Origin of the sequence: Nocardia sp. NPDC005746 (genome assembly GCF_040630785.1) — a bacterium.
In the GTDB taxonomy this organism is placed as follows: domain Bacteria; phylum Actinomycetota; class Actinomycetes; order Mycobacteriales; family Mycobacteriaceae; genus Nocardia.
Genome location: NZ_JBEXYE010000011.1, coordinates 209,690 through 221,886, shown reverse-complemented (window position 1 = coordinate 221,886; position 12,197 = coordinate 209,690). Strand labels below are relative to the sequence as shown.

At 69.3% G+C, this 12,197-nt stretch carries 15 protein-coding genes; 8 read left to right on the top strand and 7 right to left on the bottom strand.

Going from position 1 to position 12,197, the window contains the following annotated elements; translation table 11 throughout:
• Positions 1 to 146 precede the first annotated feature (146 nt).
• Together ABZ412_RS22285 and ABZ412_RS22280 are read left to right on the top strand one after the other, a co-directional pair.
• On the top strand, positions 147 to 812 hold the full coding sequence (locus ABZ412_RS22285; protein ID WP_357283103.1) for a TrkA family potassium uptake protein: 666 nt from the start codon (positions 147 to 149) through the stop codon (positions 810 to 812).
• 16 nt (positions 813 to 828) lie between these two features.
• Positions 829 to 1,524, top strand: coding sequence for a TrkA family potassium uptake protein (locus ABZ412_RS22280; RefSeq protein ID WP_357283101.1), 696 nt, complete (start codon positions 829 to 831; stop codon positions 1,522 to 1,524).
• 79 nt (positions 1,525 to 1,603) lie between these two features.
• Here ABZ412_RS22280 and ABZ412_RS22275 read toward each other — a convergent pair whose 3' ends face one another.
• The 3 genes from ABZ412_RS22275 to ABZ412_RS22265 all read right to left on the bottom strand — a co-directional run bounded on the left by ABZ412_RS22275 (position 1,604) and on the right by ABZ412_RS22265 (position 3,727).
• Complete coding sequence (locus ABZ412_RS22275; RefSeq protein ID WP_357283220.1) at positions 1,604 to 2,185, bottom strand: sigma-70 family RNA polymerase sigma factor; 582 nt, start codon at positions 2,183 to 2,185, stop codon at positions 1,604 to 1,606.
• Positions 2,186 to 2,483: 298 nt separating this feature from the next.
• Positions 2,484 to 3,089, bottom strand: coding sequence for a DUF3159 domain-containing protein (locus tag ABZ412_RS22270; RefSeq protein ID WP_357283219.1), 606 nt, complete (start codon positions 3,087 to 3,089; stop codon positions 2,484 to 2,486).
• A 245-nt stretch (positions 3,090 to 3,334) separates the two neighbouring features.
• Positions 3,335 to 3,727, bottom strand: coding sequence for an OB-fold nucleic acid binding domain-containing protein (locus ABZ412_RS22265; protein WP_357283100.1), 393 nt, complete (start codon positions 3,725 to 3,727; stop codon positions 3,335 to 3,337).
• Between the two features lie 166 nt (positions 3,728 to 3,893).
• On the opposite strand from ABZ412_RS22265, the gene ABZ412_RS22260 reads away from it, so the two are divergent.
• Positions 3,894 to 4,610 (top strand): alpha/beta hydrolase, encoded by a 717-nt coding sequence (locus tag ABZ412_RS22260; protein ID WP_357283098.1) that lies wholly within the window; start codon positions 3,894 to 3,896, stop codon positions 4,608 to 4,610.
• 206 nt (positions 4,611 to 4,816) lie between these two features.
• Here ABZ412_RS22260 and ABZ412_RS22255 read toward each other — a convergent pair whose 3' ends face one another.
• Together ABZ412_RS22255 and dut are read right to left on the bottom strand one after the other, a co-directional pair.
• Positions 4,817 to 5,668 (bottom strand): DUF3710 domain-containing protein, encoded by an 852-nt coding sequence (locus tag ABZ412_RS22255; RefSeq protein WP_357283217.1) that lies wholly within the window; start codon positions 5,666 to 5,668, stop codon positions 4,817 to 4,819.
• Positions 5,669 to 5,670: 2 nt separating this feature from the next.
• Positions 5,671 to 6,168 (bottom strand): dUTP diphosphatase, encoded by a 498-nt coding sequence (gene dut / locus ABZ412_RS22250; protein WP_357283096.1) that lies wholly within the window; start codon positions 6,166 to 6,168, stop codon positions 5,671 to 5,673.
• Between the two features lie 52 nt (positions 6,169 to 6,220).
• Here dut and ABZ412_RS22245 point away from each other — a divergent pair, with 52 nt between their 5' ends.
• Entirely contained in the window at positions 6,221 to 6,736 is a 516-nt protein-coding gene (locus tag ABZ412_RS22245) for a DUF3093 domain-containing protein (RefSeq protein WP_357283094.1), read from the top strand.
• A 103-nt stretch (positions 6,737 to 6,839) separates the two neighbouring features.
• Here the strand turns inward: ABZ412_RS22245 and ABZ412_RS22240 are convergent, their stop codons facing one another.
• Positions 6,840 to 7,142 (bottom strand): DUF4193 domain-containing protein, encoded by a 303-nt coding sequence (locus ABZ412_RS22240; protein ID WP_040859007.1) that lies wholly within the window; start codon positions 7,140 to 7,142, stop codon positions 6,840 to 6,842.
• Positions 7,143 to 7,599: 457 nt separating this feature from the next.
• On the opposite strand from ABZ412_RS22240, the gene cei reads away from it, so the two are divergent.
• Positions 7,600 to 8,277, top strand: coding sequence for an envelope integrity protein Cei (cei, locus tag ABZ412_RS22235; protein ID WP_357283092.1), 678 nt, complete (start codon positions 7,600 to 7,602; stop codon positions 8,275 to 8,277).
• 154 nt (positions 8,278 to 8,431) lie between these two features.
• On the opposite strand, the gene ABZ412_RS22230 is transcribed toward cei, so the two are convergent.
• The gene (locus ABZ412_RS22230) at positions 8,432 to 9,373 is read right to left on the bottom strand and encodes an inositol monophosphatase family protein (protein ID WP_357283091.1); all 942 of its coding nucleotides are present in this window, start codon (positions 9,371 to 9,373) and stop codon (positions 8,432 to 8,434) included.
• Positions 9,374 to 9,458: 85 nt separating this feature from the next.
• Between ABZ412_RS22230 and ppgK the strand changes: the two genes are divergently transcribed.
• The 3 genes from ppgK (at position 9,459) to ABZ412_RS22215 (ending at position 12,181) form a co-directional block, all read left to right on the top strand.
• Positions 9,459 to 10,217, top strand: coding sequence for a polyphosphate--glucose phosphotransferase (gene ppgK / locus ABZ412_RS22225; RefSeq protein ID WP_357283090.1), 759 nt, complete (start codon positions 9,459 to 9,461; stop codon positions 10,215 to 10,217).
• A gap of 154 nt (positions 10,218 to 10,371) precedes the next feature.
• The gene (locus ABZ412_RS22220; protein ID WP_357283088.1) at positions 10,372 to 11,808 is read left to right on the top strand and encodes an RNA polymerase sigma factor; all 1,437 of its coding nucleotides are present in this window, start codon (positions 10,372 to 10,374) and stop codon (positions 11,806 to 11,808) included.
• A 148-nt stretch (positions 11,809 to 11,956) separates the two neighbouring features.
• A complete protein-coding gene (locus tag ABZ412_RS22215; protein ID WP_357283086.1) occupies positions 11,957 to 12,181 on the top strand; it encodes a LemA family protein in 225 nt (74 codons plus the stop codon).
• The last annotated feature ends 16 nt before the right edge of the window (positions 12,182 to 12,197 follow it).

Sequence of the window (12,197 nt, the reverse complement as noted above, 5' to 3'; positions counted from 1 at the left end):
TGAGGTTTTTCCGGTTCCGGTTTGAACATGTTCCGGAGGGGGAAAGTGCCCGCAGTGAAACTCGAGCGGTACGGTTGCCACCCGGCCGATATTTCGATCAAGCAACCAGACCGCACACCACGGTTTTCGGGAATGGGGTTCGTACGGTGTACGTCGTGATCATGGGATGTGGGCGGGTCGGATCCTCGCTCGCCCGCGCCCTCGTCCGCATCGGCCACGAGGTCGCGGTGATCGATCAGAACTCGAGCGCCTTCCTGCGCCTGGGCCGCGATTTCCCGGGCCTGTGCATCACCGGTGTCGGCTTCGATCGAGATGTGCTGACCCGGGCCGGAATCGAACGCGCCGGCGCCTTCGCCGCCGTCTCCTCCGGCGACAACTCCAACATCATCTCCGCGCGCGTCGCCCGCGAGACCTTCGGCGTGGAGCGCGTGGTCGCCCGCATCTACGACGCCAAACGCGCCGCCGTCTACGAGCGCCTCGGCATTCCCACCATCGCCACCGTGCCCTGGACCACCGACCGGTTCCTGCGCACCCTGGTCGCCGACCAGTCCACCACCACCTGGCGCGACCCCACCGGGACCGTCGCGGTCACCGAACTCGACGTGCACGAGAACTGGTACGGGCGTTCGGTACACGAGCTCGAGGAGGCCATCGGCGCCCGCGTGGCCTTCGTCATCCGCTTCGGACAAGGCGTCCTGCCCACCGGCAAGTCCATGCTGCAGGCCGACGACCTGGTCTACATCGCCGCCACCTCCGGCACCGTGGGCGAAGCCGTCGCCCTCGCCGCCAATCCCCCTGCTCCTGAGCACTGATCGTGAAGGAATCCCGATGAAGGTAGCCATCGCCGGGGCCGGAGCCGTCGGACGCTCCATCGCCCAGGAACTGCTACGCGGCGGTCACCAGGTCATGCTGCTCGAGCGCCGCCTCGACCACATCGACCCCACCAGCGCGCCCGCCGCCGTCTGGACCCACGCCGACGCCTGCGAGCTGGAGACGCTCGAGGAAGCCGGACTCGAGACCTACGACGTGGTCATCGCCGCCACCGGCGACGACAAGGTGAACCTGGTGTTCAGCCTGCTCGCCAAGACCGAATTCGGGGTGCAGCGGGTGGTGGCCCGGGTCAACGACCCGCGCAACGAGTGGCTGTTCGACTCCTCCTGGGGCGTCGATGTCGCGGTGTCCACGCCGCGGCTGCTGGCCTCGCTCGTCGAGGAGGCGGTCTCGGTCGGCGACCTGGTGCGCCTGATGACGCTGCGCCAGGGTCAGGCCAACCTGGTCGAGATCACCCTGCCCACCGATACCCCCTTGGCGGGCAAGGCCGTTCGCACCCTCACCCTGCCCCGCGACGCCGCCCTGGTCACCATCCTGCGCGGCGGGCGCGTCATCGTCCCGCAGGCCGACGATCCGCTGGAAGGCGAGGACGAACTGCTGTTCGTCACTTCCATCGAGGCCGAGGACGAGCTGCGCAAGACGCTCGGCGTCTATGGGGTCAACGGGCTCGGCTCGGCCGAAGCCACCGCCTGACCCGCGACCCCCGTATACGGCGATGGGCCGGGCGCACCCCCTGCGCCCGGCCCATTCGCCGTCTTCACCCCCCGAACCCTCAGGACGCCTCCCGCAGTTCGGCGCGCAGCCGGTTCAGCGCGCGGTGCTGCATGACCCGGACCACGCCCGGGCTGGTGCCGATGGCCTCGGCGGTCTCGGCCGCGGTCCAGCCCAGCACGATCCGCATGACCAGCACCTCACGGTGGGTCGAGGACAGCACCTGCATGAGGTCGCGGGTGGCGCGACGGGTCTCCATCGCCAGCGCCCGCTCCTCCGGTCCCGCCTCGGTGTTCGGGGCGTCGGGGAACTCCGCGACCGGGTAGGCCGGGTGCAGCTGCGCCCGCCGGAACGCGTCGGCCACCTTGTTCGCCGAGATGCCGTAGACGAAGGCCAGGAAGGACTTGCCCTGGTCGCGGTAGCGCGGGATGGCCTGCACCGTCGCCAGGCAGATCTCCTGCGCCACATCGTCCGCGGTCACGTGCAGGTGGCCCGCGCCGCTCATGCGAGCCGCGCAGTAGCGGCGCACCAGCGGGTACACGATCTTGAGGATCTCGGAGACGGCGGCGCGGTCACCGGCGGCGGCCGGGCCGATCAGCTTCTCCAATTCCGCTGCGGCGCGCCGGGACTCCGAGGTCGCCACACTGCCGGTCTTGCTGCCTCCCCGCCCCGCCGGGTGCCGGCGCGAGGCTGCAATCTGCACCGCGGTCCCGAGCCCCTCGCCCCGTTCCTGCGCTGCCACTGCCTTGCCGTCGGTACTCAACACCGCGTTCCTTTCTCCGTAGCCTGTGAGAGCTTCTGAGAAAGATCGTGCTCGCCGGGAGGCCGCCGAAATAGGTACCCCAGGGGTGGGTTGGTCACCCCCTTCCGTCCCCCGACGGCCCCGAAGGTGTTGCGCGACGCGGATTTAGCGCGATAAGTGCCCGAAATGGACGATTGAGCTAGACGGCGGAGTCCGAGGCCCCGGCCGCATTCGCCCTGGCAGAGGGCAGATGACCGGCCTTGCGGACCGCCCAGAAGGTCACCAACGCCGCCACCGCGGTCAACGGCCACCCCATGGCGATGCGCGCCACCGCGAGCAGACCGGTGCTGTTGGCCGCGTACAGATGGTTCTGCACCAGGTACCGGGCCACGAACACCAGCGCCCACACCGCGGTCGCGATGTCGTAGAGCCGCATGGCGCGCTTGTCCGAACGCCACCCGGTGCCGTGCCCGTTCAGGGCGCCCCAGATCACGCCCGCCAGCGGCCAGCGCACCACCAGCGACAGCAGGAACGCCCCGCCGTACACCAGGCTCGCGTAGATGCCGAACAGGAAGAAGCCCTTCGCCTCACCCATCCGGTAGGCGATGAACGCGCACACGCCCACCCCCAGGAAACCGGAGATGGCGGGCTGGATCGGACCGCGACGCACCAAGCGCCACACCAGGATCGCCGCGGCCACCGCCAGCGACGCCCAGATCGCGGCGGTCAGGCCGCGCAGCGAATTCACCGGCACGAACACCAGTACCGGCAGCGAGGAGTAGATCAGGCCCGACAGGCCGCCCATCTGCTCGAGCAGGGTGGGCTCGGGGCCGTCCTCGGCGCCCTCGTGGTCCTGGTCGGCGGCACGTTCGGCGTCGACCATCGCCTGCATGTCCTCGTCCAGCAGCGCCTTGTCCAGCCGCCACGGGATCTCACCGGCCTCCGGTACCGCGTTGAGCTGGACCGTGGGCGGATCGAAGGCGGGCGCGCCATAGGGCTCGGCGGGGCCGCGGCCCTCGTCGCCGCTGCTGGTGGGGTTCGGCATGAGTGTCAGGAATTCCCGCGCAGTTCGTAGTAGGGGTTGTAGATGACCTTGCCGCCATCGCGTTCACCGACGCGGCCGCGGACCAGAATACGACGGCCCGGTTCGATTCCCGGGATACGACGCCGTCCGATGAACACCAGGGCCACACTGTCGGTGCCGTCGAAGAATTCCGCGGCGACCTCCGCCCCGCGGGCCTTGGGACAGGCCTCGACACTGCGGAGCCGGCCGACCATGGTGACTTCCTCACCACGCCGGCATTCCGATGCCCGGGATGCGCCCGACGCCTCCGACGTCTCGGCGAGCTCCTCGGCATCCAAACGATCCAGGTCCTCCGTCAGTCTGCGGCCGAGCCGCCGGAAATAGCCTGACGGGGTGTCCTTCCCACCCGCGGATGGCATCTCGCACGCTCTCCTGTAGAGCTCGGACGGCGTGGATCTCACGTCGTTCGTTCCTTCCACGTCGACCGGGCGGTTTGCCACCCGACCGCTCGTGGCCGTACCTCCGCCACTGTAGATGGGACGGGCTGCACCCGCCACGCGCGCCCGTCCCCGCTACAGTCGGCCGGTGCCCGATCTTCCCCGTCCGGCGGTCGCCGTCGCCCTGCCCGGAACCGGCTCCGACGCCCATTTCGCCCGCCGCGCCTTCGGATCCGCCTGCGCCGCATTGGATCTGCCATTCCTCGCGGTCGACCCGGACCCGCGCGCCGTGATCGAGAGCTACCGGGCCGCCCTCGACGCCGCCGCCCGCTCCGGACCCGTCCTGGTCACCGGGATCTCGCTGGGCGCGGCCGTCGCGGTGGACTGGGCCGCCGAGCACCCCGACTCGGTCTTCGGCGTGGTCGCCGCGCTGCCCGCCTGGACCGGCGCCGACACCACCGGCTGCCCCGCGGCCCTGTCCGCGGCCGCCACCGCCGCCCAGCTGCGCGCCGACGGCCTCGACGCCGTCATCGACCGGATGCGCGCATCCAGCCCCGCCTGGCTGGCCGACGCTCTGACCCGCTCCTGGACCTCCCAGTGGCCCGAACTGCCGTCCGCGCTGGAGGAGGCCGCCGCCTACGCCTGGCCCGAACCCGGGCTGCTCAGCCGGGTCAGCGCACCCGTCGAGATCATCGCCGCGGTAGACGATCCGGTGCACCCGCTGGCGGTGGCCGAGCAGTGGGCCGCGTACCTCCCCCACGCCACGCTGCACAGGATCACCCTCGACGAGTTGGGTTCGGACCCCTCGATTCTGGGTACCCGTGGCATCAATGCCCTCTTCCCTCGCCGCGTCACCGCCCCCTGACCGAATTCCGGCCCACCGCAGCACAACTCCGGCTCGGCCGACCACGTTCGTCGGGTCCGAGGCCCGGCCGTCCGCCGCGCGGACGCCCATTCAGCCGACAGCGAAACGGGGCACCGCCCGTGTGGCGATGCCCCGTTTCGTCGTGTGTCAGAGCCGAATCCGGGTCGGTGATCGCGACCCGGACAGCTCGGTGCGGACCTCTACGGTCAGTTCAGACCCAGCTGCTGCATGGCCGAGCCCTCCGCGCCGCGCCGCGGCTCGGTCGGGGCCTGCTCGGGCTGGAAGGCCGGACCGCCCTGCATGGCGTCCATCTGGGCCTGCATGGCCTGCTGCTGGGCCGCCAGCTGCTGCTGGTGGGCGGCGGCCAATTGGTCGGCCAGCTCCTGGGGTAGGACCACGGGGAGGGGTTCGCGGACCGGTAGCGGCTCGTCGCCGCGGCGGACCACGGTCTCACCCATGACCGCGCGAGCGGCCGCGACCAGCGGCGTGTTCTCGTCCGCCGCGCCGGTCGGACCGGCCGCGACAAGGCGAACCATCCAGCGGTGACCGTCCACGCCGATGAACCGCAGATCCGCGCCCTGGGTGATGGCGTGCAGCTCGCGGCCCCACGGGCCCTGCACCACCGACACCTGCGCGCCGTCCTTGCGCAGCGTCTCCGCCAGATCGGCTGCCACCGAACGCCATTGGCCCGCCGACTTGGGCGCGGCGTAGGCCGCCACGGTGATGCGGCCGTGCTGGGTGGCCAGGTGCACCGCCTGCGGGGTGCCGTCGGGGGTCATCTCGACCTGCAGCTGCCCGCCCGGCGGCACCGGCACGATGACCGAGCCCAGGTCCAGGCGCTGTTCGGCGATGGCCTCGAGCCGGTCGGCGACATCCTCGTAGTCGTACGGGCCGATCTCGGGGCCGCGCGCGGGCGCCGGCTCGTCATCGTATTCGTCTGCCGCGTCAGCGGTTTCGTCGTATTCGTCCTCGTACTCGTCGTACTCGGTGTACTCGTCGTCGTACTGCGGCGCGTCGTCTCTGTCGCCGCCCTTGCTCTTCTTGCGTCCGAACACCATCGTCATGCCTCCTTGCCGGTCGCCTGACCCGCCCCACCGGACTGCGCGAGGCTGGCATGCCCACCGCTGGATCCGTATCCTCCCGCGCCGCGCGCGGTGTCGTCGAGCGCCTCCACCTCGACGAAGTCCACCAACTCGACCTTCTGCACCAATAATTGTGCGATGCGGTCACCCCGCCGGAGCTCGACCGCCGTACGCGGATCGTGGTTGATCAGGCACACCTTGATCTCACCGCGGTATCCCGCGTCGACCGTGCCGGGGGTGTTGACAACCGACAGGCCCGCCTTGGCCGCCAGCCCGGAGCGCGGATGGATCAGCCCCACCGTGCCGATCGGGAGGGCCACCGCGATGCCGGTACCGACCAGCACCCGCTCCCCCGGTTCGATGATGACGTCCTCGGTGGTGCACAGGTCCACGCCCGCGTCGCCCTCGTGAGCACGCGTCGGTACGGGGATGCCGGGATCGAGCCGCAGCAGGGGAATAGGTGGAATACCGGTCACGTGCGCCGAGCCTACGCGTTCGACCGCTCAGTCATTGACCTAGTCTGAGGTCGTGTCCGACCAGCCCCCTCAGGTGAAACCTCAGCCGCAGACCAAGCCCCTCTACACCGAGCGCCTCTGGGTGCCGCTGTGGTGGTGGCCGGCCGCGCTCGTCGTGACCGGGCTGCTGGCAGCCGAAATCCACATGGGCGCACCGGGTGTGCGGGCCTGGCTGCCTTATGTGCTGCTGTTCCCGGTCGCGGTGTGGGTGCTGCTGTGGTTCTCGCGTCATCGCCTGGAAGTGGCCCCGGACGCGGACGGCGTCCCAGAACTGCGCACCGGCCGCGCGCATCTGCCCGCGACCTTCGTCAAGCGGGCGGCGCCGGTTCCGACCAGCGCGAAGAGTGCGGCGTTGGGTCGACAACTCGACCCCGCCGCCTTCGTCCAGCATCGGGCCTGGATCGGGCCCATGGTGTTGCTCGTCCTCGACGATCCCGAGGATCCGACGCCGTACTGGCTGGTCAGTACGCGTCATCCGGAACGTGTGATCGCAGCGCTCGGCCTGGAGAACGCGGCCGAATCGGCCTGATCCCCTTCGATCACTTTCCCTGAGAAGTACTGCGCGATCCGGCCCGGCCCGCGCTCGGTGAACCGAGCGCGGGCTGGCCGGACACGCTCCGAGGGACCGAGCCTTAGGCGGCGCAGTCCATGCAGATCAGCTGACCGCCGGCCTCGCTGGCCAAGCGGCTGCGGTGGTGCACCAGGAAGCAGCTCGAACACGTGAATTCGTCCGCCTGCTTCGGGATGACCCGGACCGAGAGCACTTCCTCGGAAAGGTCCGCGCCGGGAAGCTCGAACGACTCCGCGGTATCGGATTCGTCGATATCCACGACGGCGGACGCGGCTTCGTTGCGGCGAGCCTTCAGCTCCTCCAGCGAGTCCTCCGAAACGTCGTCGGATTCATTGCGCCGCGGTGCGTCATAGTCGGTTGCCATGTCGTCTTCCCCTCGTCCTCACTCCGTATATCCCGGACCGGCACCCGTCCGACCGCCTCCTTCCGGAGCCTGATCGGGCCGCGGTACCGCCCCGCCCGTGGTGTACGTCACGCGTACACCGGTCACAGATCCGGGCCGGATAGTTCCTCATCCGCACCGGATCGCGCTCGGTCAACGCAGGACATGCCCTTGTTGTTCCCGAAATCGAACCCCAGATTCACCTGGGTTGTACGATCTGGGCCGCCAGACAATAGCGGACCCCGGGACCAAAGTCGCAATCAAAACCCGCGCGAGTTGAAACTGAGGGGCAATCGTCACCGCCGAGGGAACTGTCCGAGATCTTCCGCACCTCCTCGAGACCTCCCCTCCACCTTCGCGACACCCCGCGCGCCACACCGGTGCCCGACTTGCCGCAGCCGTTCACACGACAATCCCGACGTTTTCGTAGAGTGTGGGCGTGGTTTCACTGATCACCCAAGGTAAAGCGACCGATCCGAGCGGGCGGAACTTCATTCGCCGACGCTGGGAGCCCTGGGCCGCCATGGTCGGCGTCATCGCCCTGATCTGCGTCGTCGTGTGGTTCAAGGCGCTGACGACGAGCGAGGGTGACCAGGGCGCGATGGCCTGCAACTCCCCCAGCCCCGCGTCGAGCACCGCCGCGGCCAAGCCCGCGCAGCTCGGCGAACGCGTCGGCAATTCGCGGCTGCGCGATGTCCAGCCCGCCGCGCTCGCCGCCTCCAAGGTGCGGGTGTTCAACGCCAACGGACAGCGCGGCCAGGCCGCGCATGTGGCCTCCCAGCTGGGCGATCTCGGCTTCGCCAGCGCCCCGGACGTGCAGATCGGCAATGACCCGGTCTATGTGAACGGCGATCTGGAGTGCACCGGGCAGATCCGCTTCGGCGTGAAGGGCCGGCCCGCCGCGGCCGCGGTCCAGCTGGTCGTGCCGTGCGCCGAGCTGATCGAGGATCAGCGCCAGGACGAGACCGTCGACATGGTGCTGGGCTCGCTGTTCCGCGATATCCGGCCCAGTACCGATGCCGAAGAGGTGCTGCGGGCGCTGAAGAACCCGACGCCGGGCACCGCGCCCGCGGTGGACCAGAAGCTGCTCGACGCCGCGCGCCACGCGAAGTGTTGAGAATCTCTTTCGTGACGGCTCGGCTCTGACCGTTCGCGCCGTCCGCGAAACTCGCGCCGTCACAGTCGAATAGATGCCCCGGGGCCCGATGCCCCGGGGACGAAACGATCGCCGCGACCGCCTCGGTCGCGGCGATCGGCTGTCCAGCCCTCTGTCAGGGAATCGGGATAGGGGTGGTGACATCGAACCGTTCGAACAGGCCGAACAGTTCGTCAGCGATGCCGGGCGCCGCCGCCGACACCAAATCACCTGCCGCGCCCGGCGAGTCGAGCTCCGGCGGCAGGATCAGCCGTGCGCCCGCCTCGGTGGCGATCAGCGCGCCCGCGGCCCAGTCCCACAGGTTCAGGCCGTGCTCGAAGTAGGCATCGGTGCGGCCCTCGGCCACCGCGCACAGGTCCAGGGCGGCCGAACCGAAGCGGCGGAGGTCGCGAATGTGCGGCAGCACCTTGCCGATCAGTTCACCCTGGCGGGTGCGGCGCGGGGTGGCATAGGCGAAGCCGGTGGCCACCAGGGCCATGGACGCCGTGTCGACCGGGTTGGCGCGCAACGCAACCAGGTCGCCGCCGGGGGCGGCGCCGTCGGGGCTGGAGTCGGCGCGGTGCGCGCCCAGGCCCAGCCCGGCGCTGTAGGTGACGGCGTGCGCGACGTCGGCGACCGCGCCCGCGACCGGTCGGCCGCCGCGGACCGCGGCCACCGACACCGAGTAGGACGGGATGCCGTAGACGAAGTTGACGGTGCCGTCGATGGGGTCGACCACCCAGTGCACCAGGTCCGGGTCGTCGGTGATGGTGCCGCCGTCCTCCTCGCCGACCACCCGGTCGCCGGGGCGCAGGTCGGCGACCAGCTTGCGGACCAGCTGCTCGGTCTCGGTGTCGACGATGGTGACGGGGTCCGTGGGGGTGGACTTGGACTGCACGGCGTCGGTGGCGTGCGCGCCCGGCCCGAAGACCTGCGGGCGGCGCTCGCGGACGTGGGCGGCGGCGGTCTCGGCGAGATGCACCGCGACCCGGCGCAGTTCGGCTACGTCTGAAGTGTCGGTGTTCGTGGCGTCGGCGGGGGCGATGGAAGTGAAATTCGATTCCGGCACGAGCTCCATCGCAGCACAGATCCGGCATCGCGCGCATTAGGCTTGTCGTGCACGACACAAGGTGCAGGTCGAGGGAGAGTACGAGGTGTGGTCCATGTCCGATCCCGGGCACGCGTTCGGCATCGATATCGGTGGCAGCGGTGTGAAGGGCGCCGAGGTCGATCTCGCGACCGGTGAGCTGATCTACGAGCGCATCAAGATCGCGACGCCGCACCCGGCCACCCCGAACGCGGTCGCCGAGGCGGTGGCCAAGCTGGTCGCACAGGCCGGCTGGGAGGGCCCGGTCGGCATCACCATGCCCAGCGTGGTGCTGCACGGCCAGGTGCGCACGGCCGCCAATATCGACAAGACCTGGGTCGGCATCGACGCCCGGCACCTGTTCTCGGTGGCGCTCGGCGGCCGCGACGTGACGGTGCTCAACGACGCGGACGCCGCGGGGATGGCCGAGGACCGCTACGGCGCGGCAAAGGATCTCAGCGGTCTGGTAATGCTGCTCACCTTCGGCACCGGCATCGGTTCGGCGGTCATGTACAACGGTGTGCTCATGCCCAACAGCGAGCTGGGGCACATCGAGGTGGACGGCCGCGAGGCCGAGCATCGGGCGGCCGCGTCGGTCAAGGATCGGGTCGGCATGACCTACCCGGAGTGGGCGGTGGAGGTGTCCAAGGTGCTGGTCACCTTGGAGAACCTGTTCTGGCCGAACGTGTTCGTCGCCGGTGGCGGCATCAGCCGCGATCACCAGGAGTGGATTCCGTTGCTCACCAACAGAACCCCCGTGGTGCCGGCCGCTCTGCGCAACACCGCGGGCATCGTCGGAGCCGCCATGGCGGTGTCAGCCGGTATCGCACCGTAAGTAAGCTGGTTCGATCGTTACAATGGAACGCATGCCCGGCGGTGAGCCGGAAACCGACACCGGCACGAGAGCCGGCTTATCCCCCCGACAGAACCGCTCCGCCGGATGATCACTCTGGCGTGACGCCGCACGAGACCGTCACGAAAGGGCGTACGTGGTAGCCACGAATACCCAGGACACCGCCGATTCGGCAGCAGCCGCCGACTCAGCAGACACCACCGCAGCACCCGCGGTCAAGAAGGCCGCAGCCAAGAAGGCTCCGGCCAAGAAGGCCGCTGCGAAGAAGGTCGCGGCCAAGAAGACCGCGGCCAAGAAGGCCACGAAGGCGACCGCCAAGAAGACGGCCGCCAAGAAGGCGTCGCCGAAGAAGGCGGCCGAGCCCGGTGCCGAGGGTGAGGGCGACGAGGCCATCGACGACGAGTCGTTGGAACTCGACGACCTGGGTGACATCGAGCTCGACGAGGACGAGCTCGAGGACGAGGAGATCGTCGACGAGTCCGACGACGAGGAGGAGGGCGAGGCGGCCGCCGCGCCTGCCGCCGCCGCCGAGGCCGACGACTCCGAGGAGGCCGACGAGCCGTCCGCGAAGGACAAGGCGTCCGGTGACTTCGTCTGGGACGAAGAGGAATCCGAGGCGCTGCGCCAGGCCCGCAAGGACGCCGAGCTCACCGCTTCCGCCGACTCGGTCCGCGCCTACCTGAAGCAGATCGGTAAGGTCGCGCTGCTCAACGCCGAGGAGGAGGTCGAGCTAGCCAAGCGCATCGAGGCCGGCCTCTACGCCACCGAGAAGCTGCGCGAGTTCGCCGACAAGGGCGAGAAGCTACCCGTGCAGTCGCGCCGCGACCTGCAGTGGATCATGCGTGACGGCAACCGCGCCAAGAACCACCTGCTGGAGGCCAACCTCCGCCTCGTGGTCTCGCTGGCCAAGCGCTACACCGGCCGCGGCATGGCGTTCCTGGACCTCATCCAGGAAGGCAACCTGGGTCTGATCCGCGCGGTCGAGAAGTTCGACTACACCAAGGGCTACAAGTTCTCGACGTACGCCACCTGGTGGATCCGTCAGGCCATCACCCGCGCCATGGCCGACCAGGCCCGCACCATCCGCATCCCCGTGCACATGGTCGAGGTCATCAACAAGCTCGGCCGCATCCAGCGCGAACTCCTCCAGGACCTGGGCCGCGAGCCCACCCCGGAAGAGCTCGCCAAGGAAATGGACATCACGCCGGAGAAGGTGCTGGAGATCCAGCAGTACGCGCGTGAGCCGATCTCCCTGGACCAGACCATCGGCGACGAGGGCGACTCCCAGCTCGGTGACTTCATCGAAGACTCCGAAGCAGTCGTCGCCGTCGACGCGGTGTCCTTCACCCTGCTACAGGACCAGCTCCAGTCGGTCCTCGAAACGCTCTCCGAGCGTGAAGCAGGCGTGGTCCGCCTCCGCTTCGGCCTGACCGACGGCCAGCCCCGAACCCTGGACGAAATCGGCCAGGTCTACGGCGTCACCCGCGAACGCATCCGCCAGATCGAGTCCAAGACCATGTCGAAGCTGCGCCACCCCAGCCGCTCGCAGGTTCTGCGCGACTACCTGGACTAGTCCAGTTCTGAGAAAGGGCTGCTGAGCTGCTGCTCGGCGGCCCTTTCTCATATCGCGACGCGCGCAGGCCAGACGAAAAGGCTTTGCCTATGCACGACTCGATCGCCGAGGCTGTCCCTAGCCAGCAGTGGGTTGGGTAGGGGAAATCATGAGCGATTCGAGCGGTCGGGCAGCAGCAGGTCGACGTCGAATTGCCAGGCGGCTCTACAACGCGAACGTCCGCGCCCTGAACACGAGAATTCAATCCATCCCCGCCGCCATAGTGGCTTCACTGCACCGTGTCTCGCCCGAACAGTACTTCGAGATCAGCACGCCCGACGCACCAGCGGCGGTCCAAGTGGACCACCTGTTCAGCACACAGCCGGACCGGTGACGGTGCCATTCCCTCG